At 66.2% G+C, this 19,020-nt stretch carries 16 protein-coding genes; 5 read left to right on the plus strand and 11 right to left on the minus strand.

From position 1 onward, the window contains the following. The first annotated feature begins 11 nt into the window (after positions 1-11). Positions 12-1,319 (plus strand): type III glutamate--ammonia ligase, encoded by a 1,308-nt coding sequence (gene glnT / locus KAJ83_RS18595; protein WP_210683627.1) that lies wholly within the window; start codon positions 12-14, stop codon positions 1,317-1,319. A gap of 30 nt (positions 1,320-1,349) precedes the next feature. On the opposite strand, the gene KAJ83_RS18600 is transcribed toward glnT, so the two are convergent. The 7 genes from KAJ83_RS18600 to KAJ83_RS18630 form a co-directional block, all read right to left on the minus strand. Continuing rightward, a complete protein-coding gene (locus tag KAJ83_RS18600; protein WP_210683628.1) occupies positions 1,350-2,867 on the minus strand; it encodes a sensor histidine kinase in 1,518 nt (505 codons plus the stop codon). 26 nt (positions 2,868-2,893) lie between these two features. Beyond that, on the minus strand, positions 2,894-3,424 hold the full coding sequence (locus KAJ83_RS18605) for a putative pterin-binding protein (protein ID WP_210683629.1): 531 nt from the start codon (positions 3,422-3,424) through the stop codon (positions 2,894-2,896). A gap of 146 nt (positions 3,425-3,570) precedes the next feature. Then, positions 3,571-4,296, minus strand: coding sequence for a sulfite exporter TauE/SafE family protein (locus KAJ83_RS18610; RefSeq protein WP_210683630.1), 726 nt, complete (start codon positions 4,294-4,296; stop codon positions 3,571-3,573). Positions 4,297-4,334: 38 nt separating this feature from the next. Continuing rightward, positions 4,335-5,111 (minus strand): IclR family transcriptional regulator, encoded by a 777-nt coding sequence (locus KAJ83_RS18615; RefSeq protein WP_210683631.1) that lies wholly within the window; start codon positions 5,109-5,111, stop codon positions 4,335-4,337. Positions 5,112-5,165: 54 nt separating this feature from the next. Then, positions 5,166-6,536, minus strand: coding sequence for a TRAP transporter large permease (locus tag KAJ83_RS18620; protein WP_210683632.1), 1,371 nt, complete (start codon positions 6,534-6,536; stop codon positions 5,166-5,168). Between the two features lie 11 nt (positions 6,537-6,547). Beyond that, a complete protein-coding gene (locus KAJ83_RS18625) occupies positions 6,548-7,216 on the minus strand; it encodes a TRAP transporter small permease (RefSeq protein ID WP_210683633.1) in 669 nt (222 codons plus the stop codon). 105 nt (positions 7,217-7,321) lie between these two features. Beyond that, positions 7,322-8,557, minus strand: coding sequence for a TRAP transporter substrate-binding protein (locus tag KAJ83_RS18630; protein ID WP_210683634.1), 1,236 nt, complete (start codon positions 8,555-8,557; stop codon positions 7,322-7,324). A gap of 121 nt (positions 8,558-8,678) precedes the next feature. Here KAJ83_RS18630 and KAJ83_RS18635 point away from each other — a divergent pair, with 121 nt between their 5' ends. From KAJ83_RS18635 to KAJ83_RS18645, 3 genes are all read left to right on the plus strand, one after another. After that, positions 8,679-10,283, plus strand: a complete 1,605-nt coding sequence (locus tag KAJ83_RS18635) for a GMC family oxidoreductase (protein WP_210683635.1) — start codon at positions 8,679-8,681, stop codon at positions 10,281-10,283. A 95-nt stretch (positions 10,284-10,378) separates the two neighbouring features. Beyond that, a complete protein-coding gene (gene xsc, locus KAJ83_RS18640; RefSeq protein ID WP_210683636.1) occupies positions 10,379-12,154 on the plus strand; it encodes a sulfoacetaldehyde acetyltransferase in 1,776 nt (591 codons plus the stop codon). Between the two features lie 124 nt (positions 12,155-12,278). After that, positions 12,279-13,325, plus strand: coding sequence for a YeiH family protein (locus tag KAJ83_RS18645; RefSeq protein ID WP_210683637.1), 1,047 nt, complete (start codon positions 12,279-12,281; stop codon positions 13,323-13,325). A 21-nt stretch (positions 13,326-13,346) separates the two neighbouring features. Here the strand turns inward: KAJ83_RS18645 and KAJ83_RS18650 are convergent, their stop codons facing one another. From KAJ83_RS18650 to KAJ83_RS18660, 3 genes are all read right to left on the minus strand, one after another. Beyond that, positions 13,347-14,726, minus strand: a complete 1,380-nt coding sequence (locus tag KAJ83_RS18650) for an aldehyde dehydrogenase family protein (RefSeq protein ID WP_210683638.1) — start codon at positions 14,724-14,726, stop codon at positions 13,347-13,349. Positions 14,727-14,805: 79 nt separating this feature from the next. After that, positions 14,806-16,173: a glutamine synthetase family protein gene (locus tag KAJ83_RS18655; protein ID WP_210683639.1), complete on the minus strand. Its 1,368-nt coding sequence runs from the start codon at positions 16,171-16,173 to the stop codon at positions 14,806-14,808. A gap of 81 nt (positions 16,174-16,254) precedes the next feature. Further along, entirely contained in the window at positions 16,255-17,169 is a 915-nt protein-coding gene (locus tag KAJ83_RS18660; protein ID WP_210683640.1) for a hypothetical protein, read from the minus strand. A gap of 168 nt (positions 17,170-17,337) precedes the next feature. Between KAJ83_RS18660 and pip the strand changes: the two genes are divergently transcribed. Beyond that, a complete protein-coding gene (gene pip, locus KAJ83_RS18665) occupies positions 17,338-18,288 on the plus strand; it encodes a prolyl aminopeptidase (RefSeq protein ID WP_210683641.1) in 951 nt (316 codons plus the stop codon). A 64-nt stretch (positions 18,289-18,352) separates the two neighbouring features. Here the strand turns inward: pip and KAJ83_RS18670 are convergent, their stop codons facing one another. Next, on the minus strand, positions 18,353-18,808 hold the full coding sequence (locus tag KAJ83_RS18670; protein ID WP_210683642.1) for an Hsp20 family protein: 456 nt from the start codon (positions 18,806-18,808) through the stop codon (positions 18,353-18,355). Positions 18,809-19,020: the final 212 nt, after the last annotated feature.

Here is a 19,020-nt window from a genome sequence, read left to right on the forward strand (position 1 = left end):
GAGTTGGAGCCATGGCGAGCAAGCTGGAAGCCTTCGCGAAAGAGAACGGCATCAAGTATTTCCTGGTGAACTTCACGGATTTGAGCGGCATCCAGCGCTCGAAGCTCGTGCCCACGCCGGCGATCGCCGAGATGGAGGAGAACGGCGCGGGCTTCGCCGGCTTCGCCACCTATCTCGACATGACGCCCGCCCACCCGGACATGTTCGCCCTGCCCGACCCGGACAGCGTCATCCAGCTTCCCTGGAAGCCGGAGGTCGCCTGGGTCGCCAGCGATCTGATGATGGAGGGCGCGCTCGTCGAGCAGGCGCCGCGCGTCGTCCTGAAGCGTCAATTGGAGGCCGCGAGAGCCAAGGGCTATAGCTTCAAGACCGGCGTGGAGGCGGAATTCCACCTGATCACGGTGGAGGGGGACGCGATCTCCGACCCGGCCGACGTGGCGGCCAAGCCCTGCTATGACCAGCAGGCGGTGATGCGGCGCTACGATGTCATATCGGAAATCTGCGATGCGATGATCGGCCTTGGCTGGGGGCCCTATCAGAACGACCACGAGGACGCGAACGGCCAGTTCGAGATGAACTGGGACTATGACGACGCCCTGGTCACGGCCGACCGCCATGCCTTCTTCAAGTTCATGGTGAAGTCGGTGGCGGAGACTCACGGTCTGCGCGCGACCTTCATGCCCAAGCCCTTCATGGATCTGACCGGCAATGGCTGCCACATGCATCTGTCGCTGTGGGACGCGGCGGGCAAGAAGTGCGTGTTCCTGGAGGAGGGAGGCGAACTCGGCCTCTCCGCCGCCGCCTATCACTTCCTGGGCGGCATGATGGCGCATGCCCCGGCGCTGGCGGCCCTGACCAACCCGACGGTCAACAGCTACAAGCGGATCAACGCGCCCGTCACGACATCCGGGGCCACATGGTCGCCCAACCGGATCAGCTATGGCGGCAATAACCGCACCCACATGGTCCGTATCCCCGATCCGGGCCGGTTCGAGTTGCGGTTGGCCGACGGGGCGGCGAACCCTTATCTGCTGGCGGCCTCGGTTCTGGCCGCGGGCCTCGACGGCATGGCCAAGGAAACCGATCCGGGCAAGCGCCTCGACATCGACATGTATGCCGAGGGGCACAAGGCGCGCGGCGTCGGGAAGCTGCCGCTCTATCTGATCGACGCCGTGCGCAATTTCGCGAAGGACAAGACCCTGCGCGCCGCGCTGGGCGAGGATTTCTCCAACGCCTATCTGAAGATCAAGTCGGAGGAGTGGAACGCCTATGCCCGCTCCCTCACCGATTGGGAGCGGAAGAACACGCTGGATTGCTGACGGCCGACCTGAACGGAAGGCGATAGAAGGTCAGCGCCAAGCGGCCTCGACGCGGTCTTGGAGAATGGAGGACGGGTCGGACGGCTCGTGCCTCGCCGGGTCGTCCTTTTCCTCCTTGCCCTCCGGCCCCTCCGTCTCCGCGACGGTGCGGTCCTTCGGGAAGCGCACGCTCGCGATCGTACCCTTGCCGAGCGCGCTTTGCAGCGACAATCCCGCATCATGCAGCCGCGCGAAAGCCTTGACCAGGGCAAGACCGAGGCCACTGCCTTCATGGCGTCGATCGAAGTTCTCGTCGACCTGCACGAAGGGTTCGCAGATGCGTTGCAGATCGCCCTCGGCGATCCCGACCCCCTCGTCCGCGATCGCGATATAGGCGGACTCCTCGTGGAATCCGTAATGAATGCGCACGACCCCACCCGGGTGGGAGAACTTGATCGCGTTCGACGTCAGGTTGAGGATCATCTGGCGCACCATCCGCGCATCACCCCAGAGCTTGTCACGTGGCAAGGGGTCCGGCATCTCGATCCGAATGCCGCGAATACCGGCCGTCTCCTCCAGGATGGCGACGGCGCGGCGCGCCTCCTGCGCGAGATCGACGACCCCTTCCTCGAACTGCGTATAGCCGGCCTCGATCCGCGCCATATCCAGAAGATCGGAAATCACCTCCAGCAGATGCTCGGAACTGGTGATGATATCCTCGGAATATTCCTTGTATTTAGGGTTACCCAGCGGCCCCAGCATCTCGCAGCTCAACAACTGACTAAATCCCAGGATCGCGTTGAGCGGCGTGCGCAGCTCATGGCTCATATTGGCAAGGAAGAGGGATTTCGCCCGGTTGGCCGCATCCGCTTTCTCGCGAAGCGCCGACTGCTCGCGCAGCAGGGCACGCGAGCGTGAATTCTGCCAATAGAGCACCAACACGGCCAGCATCCCCGTCAGAACCAATGCCGCGACACCGATCAACGTGCGGTCCTGGCTCACCTCGATGCGGGAGACCAGATGCTCGTGCCCCTCGCCGAACTGCATGGCCAGGGCGACATCGTGCACGGATTCCTCGAACGCCCCCAATGTCTCGCGAACATCGCGCAGCCGACCGGCATCGGCATCGGCGAGATTCAGGATAACCGCATCCGCCCGTGTCAGGGCCGCGAGCATCTCGGGAAAGAGCCTTTCCGTACTTGCGAGACGGCGAACGCCCTCGCCCTCCACCCCGTTCATGGCCACGTCGAGCCGGCTCCACAGAATGTCGAACCGCTGAACCACCATGGCCTCGTCCGTCGATTGCTCGCCAAGCCGGTAGTGATCCAGGGTCGACAGGAAACGGTGAAGTTCGAGTTCCAACTGGAATGCGATCCAATTGGTCGAACGAACGACATAGGAGTAGGAATCACGCTCTTGCTGAAGATTGACGATCGCCGCGAGGCTCAGAATCGGAAAGAGAAGGGCAAGCGCGATCACGGCGCGCGAGGCCCAGCTCCGCATCCACATGGTGGAGAGCCAGGCCTTGAGCGCTTCGAGACGCTTGTTTCTTCTTCTATTCGACGGCATCGCCGACGTCCCTCGCCGATCGGTGCTTATTCGATCACCAGGGTTCGCAACTGCCACACCATCTTCTCGTTATGGCGATCGGGCAGGGTCGAGGACGCCTCGTCGCGGGGATAGATGATCCAGATCGGCCCCTTGTCACGAACCCGCATGAATTTCCCCTCATGCTTGATGGCGAGCAGGACGTCATGCTCCTTCGCGTCGGAGGCCGGCAGGCCAACCTTGTAATCATTGAGCGCGACGGCGGTGATCCGGTCGCCCCGCGCCCCGACCGCGTCCAGCAGGGCCTGTAGCGGAACGCCCTCGAAGGTCTGTGCGCCATCGGTCCAATCGGTATAGGTCTCGCGCGTTACCCAGGGCAGCGCCTGCAGTTGCTCCATATCGAAATCGGCGCCACCCGCCCGGTTCGTGTTGGCGATCCGTCCCTCGACCGAAAGAACGACCGGCCCCTTGGGCGCATCCAACGCCGCCGACTCGGCCCGCGCCAGCGATAGGCTTGCCGTCGCGCATATCAGCACGGCGAGAGCCAACAGCTTGCGAAACTTGAAGAAAGCAGTCATGGATTTTCACTCCGCCAAAAGTCCATGGGTTCGACCCGGCACTTATGGTCCGGTCCTGGTTAAGGGGGAGTAAAAGGACGAATTATCTTCGCCTGGGACACGCAGGGGAGATCGGGCCGCACCATGCCCTCCACGCGAACCGCGTGTCAGAGCGTACCCACCGTCTCCACCACCAGATAGAGTCCGGTCGCGCCGAGCAGAGCCAGGGTCAGATAACGGAAGGTCCGTTGGTCGACGAGCGTGAAGAGCTTGCGCCCAACCACGACGCCGGCCAGCGTCGGCACCAGCAGGATGGCGGAAAGCCGCCACAAATCAGGTTCGATCCCCGCCGCCACACCCTGTACCGCTAGGCTCGCCGCGTAGACGAATAGAAAGAAACACAGCGTGGTACTGCGCAGCGTCTCCTTGTCGGTACCGGTACCCGCCAGATAAACCAGCAACGGCGGCCCCGGCATGCCGAGCCCGGTGGTCGTCAGACCCGACAGCACGCCCGTGCCCACATCCGCAGGCGGGCTGCGCCGTATCGGCACCCGCACCAGCATCAACGCGGTAAGCAGGACGACGATCCCCCCCACGACACCGCGCAGGGTCGTCGTCGGCGCATAAAGATAGACCAGCAGGCCGAGCGGCAGCCCTGCCGCGCCGCCGATCAGCAACCGCTTGAACAGCCCCCGGTCGAGCAGCCGGTAGAGCCCCGGCGCCATGATGACCGAGATCACGATCGACAACAGGATATTGAGTTGGATGGCCAGATGCGGATCGTAGATCAGGAAGAGAAGCGGCGTCGCCATGATCGCGAAGCCGAAGCCGGTGCAGGATTGCAGCGCCGCCGCCCCGAAAACGATGAGCGCCGCGGCCAGGAGGCTCGTCACCGGCCGCCCTCCCCCGTTTCCGCCCCGCGCCCCATGGCTCAAGCGCTCTCGACCAGGAGGGCGCCCAATTCCCTGGCCGCGCGATGGAGGCTCGGCAGACGCTCCTCCGCCTCCGGCAATGTCAGGCGTTGAGTGGGCGCATGAAAGGATAATGTCGACACCAGCCGCCCCATATCGCCCTTGATCGCCACCGCGACGGCGATCATCCCCTCGATGAATTCCTCGTCGTCGAGGGCGTATCCGCGCTCCCGCGTTTTCATGATCTCCGCGCGCAGCGCGGCGCGGTCGGTCTTGGTGCGGTCGGTATAGGGCTCCAGCTTCGCCGTGTTGAGATAGCGGTCGAGATGGGCGTTGCGCAGGGTCGAGAGATACATCTTGCCGCTGGCGGTGCAGTAGAAAGGCACCTCCGTGCCGACCGGCAATTGGATGCGCAGCGGCCATTTGGTCTCGACCCGGTCGAGATAGATCATCACGTCCCGGTCGGGCACCGCGATGTTGCAGGTCTCCCCCACCTCGTCGGCGAGCGCGTTCAGGACCGACAGGCGCGCCGTGCGGATGCGCAGCGAGGACAGCACGTTGGTCGAAAGCTTGCGCAGACGCCGGCCCGCGGAATAGGAGCGGCCGTCCAACTCGCGCTGCAAGAACCCTTCCTCCTCCAACGTCGCGAACAGCCGGTGGATCGTCGGTTTCGGCAGGTTGAGCGTCTCGTTCACCGCGGTCGGCGTCACCGGGACGCCGGCCTGGGCCAACTCCTCCAGGATGATGAGGAGACGCATGTTGGTCGGTATGCCGGCCGACTTATCGTCGCTTTCCAAGTGACCTCCCCCGCCTCTCGGGACACCTCCCGTCGACCGCGCGCCGCCGGTGACCTACCCCTGGTTCGGCACCAGCATCAACGCCAGATCCGGAACCAACGAGACCAGGATCCAGACCCCGATCAGGGCGATCAGATAGGGCGTCGTATATTTCAAAAGCTTGAAATAAGGAACCCCGGTCACCCCGCTCGCCACATAGAGATTGAGGCCATAGGGCGGCGTGATGAAGCCGATCGAGGCGCCGACCAGGAAGATCACCGCGAAATGGATCGGGTCGACGCCGACCGATTGCGCGATCGGTGCCAGGATCGGCGCCAGGATGATCGTGACCGGCAGGCTTTCCAGGATCATGCCGGAAATGAAGACGATCGCCATCGCGGTGAACAACACCGCGTAATAGCCGCCCATGCCGGTGACGAAGGCGCCGATCACCTCCTGCGCGCCGAGCAGCGAGAGGATCTGTTGCATCACGACCGAGATCGCGATCAACGGCGCGAGAATGCCCGTGATCTGGGCCGAGCGCATGGTGATCCCCGGCACCTCCGTCAGCTTGAATCCCTCGACCACCAGCATGTCGCGATAACGCGTCTCGCGGATGGACTCCTCCCCCCGCCCGAGACCGAGAAAGCGGCTGAGCGGCAGGCAGACGAGGCCGACGATGACGCAGAACCCGACGGTGACGCCAGCCGCCTCCGTCGGCGAGAACTTGCCGGTATAGATGCCCCAGAGCACGAGGCCGATCGCGAAGAAACCGAGCCAGGCGCCGAACGCGGTCTTCAGCACCCGGTCGAGATGCAGTGGAATCAGATGCCCCCACCGATTCATCCGGCAGACGATCCAGCAGACGAACTGCATGCCGATCACCATCAGCGCGCCGGGCAGGATGCCGGCCATGAACAGCTCCGAGATCGACAGATTCATCAGGAAGCCATAGACGATGAAGATGATCGAGGGCGGGATGATGATCCCGACCGTGCCCCCGGCGGAGGCCGTGGCCGCGGAAAAGCGCGGATCGTACCCGTTCTTCACCATCTCCGGATGAAGCATGGAGCCGATCGTCGCGGTCGTCGCCGAGTTCGAGCCCGAGATCGCGGCGAACAGGCCGCAGGCCCCGATGCTGGCCATCGCCAGCCCGCCGCGCAGCCAGCCGAGACAGGCATAGGCGAAATCGGACAGCCGCCGCGCGATACCGGACCGATTGATCAGATCGCCGGTCAGGATGAAGAGCGGCATGGCCAGCAGCGCGAAGCCGTCGGTGAAGACGTCGGAGAGCGCCGCGCCGATATTGTCGAGCGTCATGCCCAGGACGAAGCTGCACCCCACCACCCAGGTCGCGATGACCAGGAAGACGGGCACGCCCAGCATGAAGAAGACCGTCGCCAGAAGGGAGACCAGCGTGACCCAGGTGCCGTCGGAGAAATCCATCGCCCGTGCTCCTATTCGCCGCCGATGACGGCGGGCGTGATCAAGGTCTCGCCGGACCGGTATTTCGCGATGTCCTCCAGCAGATTCTCCAGCACCCGCGCGGCGAGGATCAGGAAACTGATCGGCACGACCGCCAGGAACCACCATTGCAGCACATGGTCGGTGCCGAGCAGGATCTGGAAATTGGAGGCCGAATTCGCCGTGACCCGCGTCGAGGTTACGATGACGATCCAGCAGAAGGACAGCCACAGCACCGCGTCCAGGATCAGACACATCATCTGACCCGCGCGCGGCAGGTTCATGCGCACCTCCGCGAAGGCCAGATGGGTGCGCAGCCGGACATTATAGGCGCAGCCGAACCAGGTCATGATCAGGAAGAGGAAGGGCGGCAAGGTCGTCGACCAGGGGGCCTGCTCGCTGAGAACGAAGCGCCGGATCACCTCGACGAAGATCACCGCCGCGATCGCCAGATAGGTCCAGACCATCACCGTGCGTTCCAGGTGACGGTCGATCGCCGGCACCGCGCGATAAAGCGCCAGCACCAGGGCCGCGCCGATCAACATGGCCAGCCCACCCGTCAGCCACGCGCCGTCGGTGCCCATGGCTTGGCGGATCATCCAGGCATCGTTCGTGAAGAAGGCCGGGACGACATCCGCCGCCTCGCCCAAAAAGGTCTCCATCCTGTTCCTCCCGGCGATCCCGATTCTCTAAATGGTCGGGAGTCGAATAGCTGAATCCCCGGACGGCCGGGGCTTTCCCGACCGTCCGGGGATAGTGGCCGAAGATCAGGCCGAACGCCACCAGCGACGCGGCTCGACATTCTCGGGCCGCATATCGGCCGGAACCTCGCGCGCGATGCGGTGGATCTCGGCATAGGTGTCGATGCCGCCGGCCCAGTTGTCGAGGCGCTCACGCCATTCCGCCCAGGGGTCGGGATTGTACTCGGGCGAGCACATCTCCTCCGCCATCTTGATCTGGTCGTCGGCGAGGAAGGCCGGACGTACCCCATGTTCCACGAACAACGTGTCGGGCAGTTGCGGGTCGGAGAAACCGACCGTCTTCACCAGCGCCGCCTCGTTCGCCGCCTGGACATGGACCTGCGCCCAATAGGCCGATTCCATGATCGCGTCCTGCAGGTGCGGCTCCATCGCGTCGAAGATCTTCGAGGACATGGAGGTGTGCTCCGTGCCGCAGAAGAACTTCAGATCGACCGACTGCGAGACCACCGGCGACATGTTGGCGTAAGCCACGGCCGAGGCCCAGGTCTCCGCCCCGTCGATCAGCCCCTGCTTCAGACCGTCCAGCGTCTCCTCCCAGGCGACGGGCACCGGGTTGAGGTTGAGGAGCTGCATCGCGATGCGGCCGAGCTGCGTGCCGGTGACACGGTTCTTGGTGCCGAAGAGTTCCTCCAGCTTGGTCACCGCCGGCTTGTCGTCCCAGCCGAGGCCGAGCTGAATGCCGCGCAACTCGCAGTGCGAGAACAGGAACTTCAGCCCGTGCCGCTTCTCCAGCGGATCGCGCAGGATACGCTGGCTCTCGGGGCTGTAGAGGAAGTGATACTGCGAGGCCCGGCCCGGGAACATATAGGCATAGTCGAGCACGTTGAGATAGGGCGCACCGCCGGCCGAGTTCTGGGTCGAGGCCGCATAGATATCCACGATGCCGAGCTGCGTCTTCTCCACGCAGGAAAGCTGGCCGCAGATCTGGTTGTCGCCGATGAACTCGACCCGGATCTCGCCTTCCGTGCGCTCCTCCAGATCGCGGGCGAAGGCGAGACAGCCGGCCCGCTCGATCAACAGATTGCGGGCGTTGAAGCCGGACGCGCCGAACTTCAGCTGATGCTTGGGCTCCTTCTTGTAGCGCTTCTCATAGGTGCTCTCGGCCGCGCGGGCCAGATCCGGCAGGCCGATCGCCCCGGTCATGGCGCCCGCCGCCAGGACGGTCGAGGTGATGCCGTACTGCTTCGTCAAACGAAGAAGATCGCGGCGCGAGACGCGCCGCAGCTTGTCGCCAATCTGCATGTCGTTCCTCCCTTGGGATGGCAAGTTGATCTTTTATAATTGAGACTTGCAGTCTCAAAAAATCACATTATGGTTCTCCCCGCAACAAGAAAACAATGTGTCTCGTGGGGAGTCGCCCGGAATGAGCGATTTGGAAGCCGACTATGTCGTGATCGGGGCGGGGTCCGCGGGCTGCGTGCTGGCGAACCGGCTGAGCGAGGATCCGTCCGTATCCGTCATCCTGCTGGAGGCGGGCGGACGCGACACGAACCCGTGGATTCACGTGCCCGTCGGCTATTTCAAGACGATGCACAATCCCAGCGTCGATTGGTGCTTCAAGACCGAGCCCGACCCGGGCCTGAACGGCCGGCGCCTGGAATGGCCGCGCGGCAAGGTCCTGGGCGGTTCGTCGAGCCTCAACGGCCTGCTCTATGTGCGCGGCCAGAAGGAGGATTACGAACGCTGGCGCCAGATGGGCAATGCCGGCTGGAGTTGGGACGACGTGCTGCCGCTGTTCAAGCGGGCGGAGGATCAGGAGCGCGGCGAGGACGATTATCACGGCGTCGGCGGGCCGCTCACCGTCTCCAACATGCGGCTCAGCCGGCCGATCTGCGATGCCTGGGTCGCGGCGGCGCAGAATGCCGGCTATCCCTTCAATTCCGACTATAACGGGCCGGAGCAGGAGGGCGTCGGCTATTTCCAGTTGACCACGCGCCGGGGGCGGCGCTGCTCGGCCGCCGTCGCCTATCTGCGCCCGATCCGCGATCGCGCCAATCTGCGCATCGTCACCCGCGCGCGCACCCGCCATATCGTCATCGAGGACGGCCGCGCCACCGGCGTCGCCTTTCGCGACGGGGCCGGCCGCGACCGGGTCGCGCGCGTCCGCCGGGAGGCGATATTGAGCGCGGGCTCCATTGGTTCCCCCCATATCCTGATGCATTCCGGCATCGGCGAGGGCGCGCATCTGAAATCGCACGGGATCGACGTACTGGTGGACCGGCCGGCGGTCGGGCGAAATCTGCAGGATCATCTCCAGGCGCGCCTTGTCCTGAAATGCAACGAGCCGACGCTGAACGACGAGGTGCGCAGCCTCTACAACCAGATGCGCATCGGGCTGAAATATCTGATGTTCCGCTCCGGCCCGATGACCATGGCGGCGAGCCTCGCCACCGGGTTCCTGCGCACCGGCCCGCAAGTCGAGACGCCGGACATCCAATTCCACATCCAGCCCTGGTCGGCCGACAGCCCGGGGGAAGGTGTCCATCCCTTCTCCGCCTTCACCATGTCCGTCTGTCAGCTTCGCCCGGAAAGCCGGGGGGAAATACGGCTCAAGGATTCCGACCCGGAGAGCTATCCCACGATCAGCCCCAACTATCTGGCCACCGAGACCGACCGGCGCACGATCGTCGAGGGGGTCAAGATCGCCCGGCGCATCGCGGAGCTCCCGCCGCTTGCCGGCAAGATCCGGGAGGAATTCCGCCCCGGCCCCGACGTCCGGACGGACGAGGCGCTGCTGGATTGGGTCCGGAACAGCGCGACCACGATCTACCACCCGACCGGCACCTGCCGCATGGGCGTCGACGAGGGCGCCGTGGTCGATCCGCGCCTGCGGGTGCGGGGCGTCGCCAATCTGCGCATCGCTGATTGCTCGATCATGCCGGAAATCGTCTCCGGCAACACCAACGCCCCCGCCATCATGATCGGCGAGAAGGCGAGCGACCTGATCCGGGAAGACGCCGCGCGCTGACGCCCCCGCGATATCGAGCGGCCGGCCGGGGGGATCCCAAGACACCCCCGGCCGCGAACCGGCCCGAGCCCAAAATCGAGAGAGGAAAAGTTCCCATGAAGATGACGACCGAGGAAGCCTTCATCAAAGTCCTGCAGATGCACGGGATCGAGCATGCCTTCGGCATCATCGGCTCCGCCATGATGCCGATATCCGACCTGTTTCCGGAGGCGGGAATCACCTTCTGGGACTGCGCGCACGAGTGCAACGCCGGCATGATGGCCGACGGCTACAGCCGCGCGACCGGCCGGATGAGCATGGCGATCGCCCAGAACGGCCCCGGCATCACCAATTTCGTCACCCCGATCAAGACGGCCTATTGGAATCACACGCCGATGCTGCTGGTGACGCCCCAGGCCGCCAACAAGACCATCGGCCAGGGCGGTTTCCAGGAGGTCGAGCAGATGGCCTGTTTCGAGGACATGGTCTGCTATCAGGAGGAGGTGCGCGACCCCGGCCGCATCGCGGAAGTACTGAACCGCGTGATCGAACGCGCCTATCGCGGCTCCGCCCCCGCGCAGATCAACGTGCCGCGCGACATGTGGACGAAGGTGATCGACATCGACCTGCCGCGCGCCGTGCGCGTCGCCCCGGCGCCGGGCAACCCGGACAGCATCGCGGAGGCGGCCACGATGCTGTCCCAGGCGAAATTCCCGGTGATCCTGAACGGCGCGGGCGTCGTGCTGGGCGATGCGATCCCGGCTTCCAAGGCGCTGGCGGAGAAGCTGGGCGCGCCGGTCTGCTGCGGCTATCAGCATAACGACGCCTTCCCGGGCTCGCACCCGCTGGCGGCGGGGCCGCTCGGCTATAACGGCTCGAAGGCGGCGATGGAACTGATCGCCAAGGCGGACGTGGTGCTGTGCCTGGGCACGCGGCTCAACCCCTTCTCCACCCTGCCCGGCTACGGCATCGATTATTGGCCGAAGGACGCCAAGGTCATCCAGGTCGATATCAACGCCGACCGCATCGGCCTGACCAAGCAGGTGAGCGTGCCGATCCAGGGCCATGCCCGTCTGGTGGCGGAACAGCTTCTGGCCGGTCTTGCCGACGATGCGGGCGATGCCAGCCGGCGCGAGCGCATGGACCTGATCGCCGAGACCAAGTCGCGCTGGCAGCAGCAACTCACCTCCATGGATCACGAGGACGACGACCCGGGCGTCACCTGGAACGAGCGCGCGCGCACCGCCCAGCCCGACCGGATGAGCCCGCGCATGGCCTGGCGGGCGATCACCGACGCCCTGCCGCGCGACGCCATCATCTCCACCGACATCGGCAACAACTGCGCCATCGGCAACGCCTATCCCAGCTTCGAGGAAGGGCGGAAATATCTGGCCCCCGGCCTGTTCGGTCCCTGCGGTTACGGCTTCCCGGCGATCCTGGGGGCGAAGATCGGGCGCCCGGACGTGCCGTGCGTCGGGTTCGCCGGCGACGGGGCCTTCGGCATCTCGATGAACGAGATGACGGCCTGCGGGCGGCCGGAATGGCCGAACGTCACCATGGTGATCTTCCGGAACTACCAGTGGGGCGCGGAGAAGCGGAACACCACCCTCTGGTACGATGATAATTTCGTCGGCACCGAACTCGACCTCGACGTCAACTATGCCGGCATCGCCGAGAATTGCGGCGTGAAGGGCGTTCAGGTAAGGAGCATGACGGAACTGACCGACGCGCTGGCCGAGGCGTGCGAGGCGCAGATGAAGGGCACCACCACCTTCATCGAAGTCATTCTGAACCAGGAGTTGGGCGAACCCTTCCGGCGCGACGCCATGACCCGGCCGGTCCAAGTGGCCGGTATCCGGCGGGAGGACATGAAGGTGCCCGGCGCCGCCTGACACCGGAATCGGATAGGATCGCTCCGGCGCCCGCCCTAAGCACGGGCCCCAAGCACAGGCCCCAAGCACAGAGGGGGGGGGGCGGGCGCCGATCTTTTCCACGAGGGCCGAGAAGGAGGGCATCATGAAGACCGGGGCCGGCAGCCTGTCGGATCGTTTGGGCCGCGCACGGGGAAGTCTGGGCGATCTGGCGCCCGGAATCATGGTGTCGGTGATCCTGGCGATCGCCGCCAAGTTCATGTCGGAACATTACGGCGCCCCGGCGATGCTGATGGCGTTGCTGCTCGGCATCGCCTTGCAGTTCCTCTCGGAGGAAGGGCGCTGCGCGAGCGGCATCGCCTTCTCCGCCAAGACCTTGCTGCGGGTCGGGGTGGCCCTTCTCGGCGCGCGTATCAGCGCGGATATCCTGATCGGCCTGGGACCGGAACTGATCGCGCTGGTGATCCTCGGCTCGGTCGCGACCATCCTTTTCGGTCTGGTCTGCGCGCGGCTGCTGGGGCGCGGTTGGCGGCTGGCGCTGCTGACCGGCGGGTCGGTCGCGATCTGCGGGGCGTCGGCCGCGATGGCGATCGCCGCCATCCTGCCCCGCAACGAGCACTCCGAACGCAATCTGAGCTTCACCATCCTGAGCGTCACGGTGCTGAGCACCGTCGCCATGATGGTCTATCCGGTGTTGAGCGAGATGTTCGATCTCGACGCCCGCACCGCCGGCGTCTTCCTGGGCGGCACGATCCACGACGTGGCGCAGGTGGTCGGCGCGGGCTTCTCCATCTCAACCGAGACCGGCGACATCGCGACGCTGGTGAAGCTGATCCGCGTCACCATGCTGGCGCCGGTCGTGCTGGTCTTCGCGCTGATCGTTCGCGGCGCGGGGCTGGAAACGCCGGACGGCGGCAAGCGGCCGCCGCTGATCCCGATCTTCGTGCTCGCCTTCCTCGGCTTCGCCCTATTGAGCACGCTGGGCGCGATCCCGCCGGCGGGCGTGGAGGCGCTGGGCGATCTGTCCCGCTGGGCGCTGCTGACGGCGATCGCTGCGGTCGGCATGAAGACATCGCTGCGCCGCATCCGCGAGGTCGGCGGCCAGGCGGTCGCCCTCATCGTCGCCGAGACGATCTTCATCGGCGGCTTCATCCTCGCCGGCGTGCATGTCCTGGGTGACGCCGGGGGATGAAACCGGGGGGATGAAGCGGCCTCAGCCCGTCTTCTTGCGCAGGTGATAGGATTTCGGCCGCGTCAGACTCTGATAGCCGAGGCTTGAGAGCGCGGCGCCCCGGCCCGTCGCCTTGCAACCGGTCCAGCACAGGCCTGGGTCGAGGTAATCGGCACGGTTCATGAAGACCGTCCCGGTCTCGATCCCCCGGCCGAGCGCGGCCGCGCGCTCCACGTCCCCGGTCCACAGCGAGGCCGTCAGTCCGAAATCGCTGTCGTTCATGAGGCGCAGCGCCTCCGCGTCGTCGGAGACCTTCATGATGCCGACGACGGGGCCGAAACTCTCGTCCCGCATGACCCGCATGTCGTGGGTCACGTCCACCAGGATCTGCGGCATCAGATAGGCGCCGCCGTCATCCTCCGGAAAGCGCTTCGGGTCGATCAGCGGGCGGGCGCCGGCGGCCACGGCCTCCTCCGCCTGGGCGCGCACCTCGGCGGCGAAGCGCTTATGCGCCATGGGGCCGATCGTCGTCGCCTCGTCCAGCGGATCGCCGAGACGATAACCGTCCACGATCGCCACCGCCTTCTCGACGAAGGCGTCGAAGAGCGGTTCGGCGACATAGATACGCTCGATCCCGCAGCAGCATTGGCCGCTGTTGAACATGGCCCCGTCGATCAGCACGGCGGCCGCCGTCTCCAGATCGGCATCCTCCATGACATAGCCCGGGTCCTTGCCGCCCAGTTCCAGGCCGACGCCGGTGAAGGTGCCGGCGGCCGCGCGCTCGATCGCCCGGCCGCCCGCGACGGAGCCGGTGAAATTGACGAAGCCGAACCGCTTCGCCGCGATCAGCTCCGCCGTGGTGCCGTGATCGAGGAACAGGGTCTGGAAAATTTCCGCCGGCACGCCGGCCCGGGTGAAGGCCTCCACCATCCGCTCGCCCACCAGCAGGGTTTGGGAGGCATGCTTCAGGACGACCGCGTTGCCCGCGATCAGCGCCGGCGCCACCGTGTTGATCGCGGTCATGTAGGGATAGTTCCAGGGCGCGATGACGAGGACGACGCCGACCGGCTCCCGCTCGATCCGGCGGGAGAAGGCCGCGCTCTCCTCGATCACCTGGGGGGCGAGGGCATCGGCCGCGATATCGGCCATGTAGTCCGCCCGTTCCTTCACGCCGCCGAACTCCCCGCCATAGCGGACGGGACGGCCCATCATCCAGGCGAGTTCGGGGACGATCGCCTCGTTCATGGCACCGAGCTCCTCGACACCCGCGCGCACCAGGCGCACGCGCTCCTCCAACGGGCGCGCGGCCCAATCGCGCTGGGCCGCGCGGGCCCGCTCGATCGCCTGTTCCGCGTCCGCGCGCGGCGCGGCCGGCCGCTCGGCATGGATCGAGCCGTCGATCGGCGAGATACATTGAATCATGATGGCGTCATCCGTTCACAAGGAAAGAAGCGGACGGAACCGACCGCTCCCGCCCGCCGAATAGAGAAACGGCCGGGTTCTACGCCCGTTCGAAACCGCGCGCCACCTCCCAATCGGTGACGCGGCGGTCATATTCCGTCTGCTCCCAGGTGGCGGCATGGACGTAATGGTCCACCACCGCGTCGCCGAAGGCCGCGCGCAGCATCTTCGAGCGTTTCAGCTTCGTCGTCGCGTCGCGCAGGGTGGTCGGCACGCCGCGCGCGCGCCGGGCCTTATAGGCGTCGCCGGTGAACTCGTCCTCCAACTCCAGCTTGTTCTCGATCCCGTCGAGCCCGGCGGCGATCATCGCCGCATAGGCCAGATGCGGCGTCAGGTCGGAGCCGCCGACGCGGCATTCCATGCGGATTCCCTTGGTCCCCTCCCCACACAGCCGATAGCCGGCGGTGCGGTTGTCACGGCTCCAGATCGCCTTGGTCGGCGCGAAGGTACCGGCCTGGAAGCGCTTGTAGCTGTTGATATAGGGGGCGAGGAAATAGGTGATCTCGTCCGCGTGCGCCAACAGCCCGGCGGTATAATGGCGCATCATGTCCGACATGCCATGGGCCTTGTCCGGGTCGAAGAACACCGGCGCGCCGTCCAGCGACCATAGCGACTGATGCACATGGCAGCTATTGCCCGCCTTGTCGTAGGCGTATTTCGCCAGGAAGGTGAGCGCGCGGCCCTGCAGCCAGGCGATCTCCTTGCAGGCGTTCTTCATGAAGACATGGGCGTCCGCCATGTCGAGGGCATCGGAATAGCGGACATTGATCTCCTCCTGCCCGGCATCGGCCTCGCCCTTGGAATTCTCGACCGGCACGCCCGCGCCCTGCAGCCCGGTGCGAATGGCGCGCATCACCTCTTCCTCCTTGGTGGTCTGGAAGATGTGATAATCCTCGTTATAGGCGCTGATCGGCTGAATGCCGCGATAGCCCTTCTCCTGCGCCTCCTCGTAACTTTCCTTGAAAAGGAAGAATTCGAGTTCGCTCGCCATCATCGCCTTGAAGCCCATGGCCTCCAGACGCGCCACCTGGGCCTTCAGGATCGCGCGCGGGCTGTGCGCCACCGGCTCGTGCGTGTGGGGGTCGAGCGTGTCGCACAGCACGCAGGCCGTGCCCGTCAGCCACGGCACCCGGCGCAGCGTCGCCAGATCGGGCTTCATGACGTAATCGCCATAGCCCTTCTCCCAGCTCGTCGCGGCATAGCCCTGGACCGTCTCCATCTCCAGGTCGGTCGCCAGCAGGTAGTTGCAGCTATGCGTCTCCTCCCAGGCGCTTTCCAGGAAGAATTCCGCCTGCATCCGCTTGCCCATCAAGCGGCCCTGCATGTCGATCTGCGCCACCAGAACGGTGTCGATCTCGCCGCCCGCGACGGCCGCCTTCAATTCCTCGAAACTCAGATTGCCCGGCATGATTTGGTCCCTAATCGCCACGATCGTGAAGCACGCACCTTTCCACGGCCGGTGGACAAAAGACAATCGCCGGAGACAGGATCAGTCCAATATTTCCACCTGGACCGCCTCGTGAAGCTCGAGATAGGCGCCGTTCCAGTAGCGCACCCAGCCGCGCAGGCGCACGCGACGCCCCTCCAGCGTCTCGACCGGGACGCCGGCATCCGCGAAGCGGTTGAGCAGCCGGTCCTCGATACCGGCGGTGAAATCCTCGCGCCAATCCCGGCCGAACTCCAGATAATGGCGCTGCCCGCCGCGCCCGACGCGGGCGACGGTGCCCTCCACCACCTCGAACCTGTCGAGGCCGCCGTCATAGGGTTCCGCCGCGCGCAGCATGAGGAACCGTCCCCAAAGTCCGCGCCCAGCCCGTCGCGCGGTATCTTCGCGCGCCAGAAGACCGGCAATCCGCGTCGGATCGGCCCCCGGCTCCGGCATGGTGACGAGAAGGCCGCGCCCGACCATCTCCGCCCCCAGTTCCGGGCCAGCCAAACCGTCGGGGCCGAGGGGACGGACCCGCGCGCGTAGCCGCCCCATCCGGTCGCGCCCGACCGGCAGCAGATCGACGCGCAGCCGCCGGCCGAGCGTCAGGTCGGCGAGCGCCGCGCTCGCCCGCTCCGCCGCCGGCGTCGGCGCCGTGCGCCCGCCCCGGAAATCGTCGGGGCCGAGAAGATCGGGCAGCACGACCTCCCACCCGCCGTCGAGCCGCAGGCGCGTGCCGGACAGGACCGCCTCCGCCCGCGCGACGAAATGCCGGGCCATGCCGTCGGCGCCGTCGGGAGGGGGCGCGAAGGACCCTATATCGCCCGGCGTTTCCTCGCCGCCGGCCGCCTCCGGCCCATCGGGGGCCATGATCTGCCCCCCGGCGGTCGGCGTCTGCGCCAAAATGCCCAACCCGACCGCCCACAGGAAGGTCGACAGGCCCCGCCGCGCGCGCGCCGCCTTTCCTCGCCCCGGCATCGCCATCACTTTACCCTTTCGAGGGATGCGCGGCCCCGCCATACTCCGCGTTCCGCCGCCCGGTCCCCGATGGTTCGTCCCCCATGGTTCGACCCGCGGACAGGGTCGGGCCCGGACGGTAATCCGTCCAGCCCGAAACGGCGCCGCGAAGGCGACACGAAGGTCAAGATGCCGCGAGACCGACTTTATCCCACGCAGGACGCCCGCGCACGCGGGCGTCTGGCGGTCGAGCCGCCGCACGAAATCTATTGGGAGGAAGGCGGAAACCCCGAAGGCGTACCCGTCTGCTTCCTGCATGGCGGTCCGGGCGCGGGCACGAGCCCGGGTCACCGCCGTTTCTTCGATCCGTCTCATTACCGTGTCGTGCTGCATGACCAGCGCGGCGCCGGCCGGTCGATCCCCAGCGCGGCGGTCGAGAAGAACGACACCCAGCGCCTGATCGCCGATATCGAGGCGCTGCGCCGCCATCTGGGGATCGAGCGCTGGATCGTCTTCGGCGGCAGTTGGGGCTCCAGCCTCGCCCTCGCCTATGCCGAGGCGCATCCGGATCGGGTGATCGCCCTCGTTCTGCGCGGCGTCTTCCTGTGCCGGCATTCGGAGGTGGAGTGGTTCCTGCACGGCATGGGCCGCTTCTTTCCCGAGGCGCACGCCGCCTTCCTCGGCTTCCTGCCGGAGGGGGAGCGCACCGATCCGCTCGCCGCCTATTATCGCCGCCTGATCGATCCGGACCCGCAGGTTCATGGTCCCGCCGCCACGGCCTGGAGCCGGTACGAGGCCGAATGCTCCACCCTTCTGCCCAACCGCGACAGCGTGCAGTCGATCACGCGCTCCGAAGTGGCCTTGCCGCTGGCGCGGCTGGAAGCGCATTACTTCGTCAACGCCCTGTTCCTGGAAGAAGGCGAACTGCTCGCCAAGGCGGATCGCCTGGCGGGGATTCCGGGGGCCATCGTGCAAGGCCGCTACGACGTGGTCTGCCCGCCGGTCAGCGCGCACGACCTCGCCGCCGTCTGGCCCGACGTGCGCCTGACCCTCGTCCCCGACGCCGGCCATTCCGCGACCGAACCCGGCATCGCCATCGGCCTCGTCAACGCGATGGAGCGCTTCAAGACGCTGCGTTAGGTGGAAGACCCCGAGGTGGAAGACCCCGGGTAAGATCTCAGGGGGAGGGAGGTGGCGACGCCGGTCAGTCCCGCTCGATATCCAATGTCTTGCCGGCCGCGCCGCCCTTGGTGATGGGAATGGACTGGACCCGGCTTTCCGGCAGGGGGCGGCTGAGGTCGATATGGAGCAGCCCGTCGGCCAGCGCCGCGCCCTCCACCTCGATCCCATCGGCCAGGACGAAGCTGCGCTGGAATTGGCGCGCGGCAATGCCGCGATGCAGGAAGACGCGGCCCTCCTCCTCGCTCCGGTCCTGTTGGCGGCCGGTGACGATCAACTGATCGCCGTCGCGGTGCACGGCGAGATCGCCTTCCGCGAAGCCGGCCACGGCCAGCGTGATACGCAGGCGCGTATCGCTCAATTGCTCGATATTGTAGGGGGGATAGCCCTCCGCCGACATCTTGGCCACCCGGTCCAGCGTGCGCTCCACATGCTCGAATCCCAGCATGAGGGGGCTGTTCAACAAGGTCATCCGGCTCATCCGCGTCTCTCCCGCGCATGCGGCCCGGGTCATCCGGCGCCGCGGCCCGACCGGCCGGCGCGGTGTCGGGCGCCGTGATCGATCGGCCGCCCGCACCCCGCCGGTCGGAATGGAACGCGCCCCGGTGGGACGCGCCAACCCTTGGCATAGAGTGGGAAGCGCGCGGCCCACAATCAAGCGAAAGCGACGCCCGGTGATGCGATCGCGCGAGA

Origin of the sequence: Marivibrio halodurans (genome assembly GCF_017963645.1) — a bacterium.
GTDB lineage: Bacteria > Pseudomonadota > Alphaproteobacteria > UBA8366 > Aestuariispiraceae > Marivibrio > Marivibrio halodurans.

Excerpts from the sequence above, each read along its gene's own strand:
- glnT (WP_210683627.1), top strand. The coding sequence starts at position 12 with ATGGCGAGCAAGCTGGAAGCCTTCGCGAAAGAGAACGGCATCAAGTAT.
- KAJ83_RS18600 (WP_210683628.1), bottom strand. The coding sequence starts at position 2,867 with ATGCCGTCGAATAGAAGAAGAAACAAGCGTCTCGAAGCGCTCAAGGCC.
- KAJ83_RS18605 (WP_210683629.1), bottom strand. The coding sequence starts at position 3,424 with ATGACTGCTTTCTTCAAGTTTCGCAAGCTGTTGGCTCTCGCCGTGCTG.
- KAJ83_RS18620 (WP_210683632.1), bottom strand. The coding sequence starts at position 6,536 with ATGGATTTCTCCGACGGCACCTGGGTCACGCTGGTCTCCCTTCTGGCG.
- KAJ83_RS18625 (WP_210683633.1), bottom strand. The coding sequence starts at position 7,216 with ATGGAGACCTTTTTGGGCGAGGCGGCGGATGTCGTCCCGGCCTTCTTC.
- KAJ83_RS18630 (WP_210683634.1), bottom strand. The coding sequence starts at position 8,557 with ATGCAGATTGGCGACAAGCTGCGGCGCGTCTCGCGCCGCGATCTTCTT.
- KAJ83_RS18635 (WP_210683635.1), top strand. The coding sequence starts at position 8,679 with ATGAGCGATTTGGAAGCCGACTATGTCGTGATCGGGGCGGGGTCCGCG.
- xsc (WP_210683636.1), top strand. The coding sequence starts at position 10,379 with ATGAAGATGACGACCGAGGAAGCCTTCATCAAAGTCCTGCAGATGCAC.
- KAJ83_RS18645 (WP_210683637.1), top strand. The coding sequence starts at position 12,279 with ATGAAGACCGGGGCCGGCAGCCTGTCGGATCGTTTGGGCCGCGCACGG.
- KAJ83_RS18650 (WP_210683638.1), bottom strand. The coding sequence starts at position 14,726 with ATGATTCAATGTATCTCGCCGATCGACGGCTCGATCCATGCCGAGCGG.
- KAJ83_RS18655 (WP_210683639.1), bottom strand. The coding sequence starts at position 16,173 with ATGCCGGGCAATCTGAGTTTCGAGGAATTGAAGGCGGCCGTCGCGGGC.
- KAJ83_RS18660 (WP_210683640.1), bottom strand. The coding sequence starts at position 17,169 with ATGCCGGGGCGAGGAAAGGCGGCGCGCGCGCGGCGGGGCCTGTCGACC.
- pip (WP_210683641.1), top strand. The coding sequence starts at position 17,338 with ATGCCGCGAGACCGACTTTATCCCACGCAGGACGCCCGCGCACGCGGG.
- KAJ83_RS18670 (WP_210683642.1), bottom strand. The coding sequence starts at position 18,808 with ATGAGCCGGATGACCTTGTTGAACAGCCCCCTCATGCTGGGATTCGAG.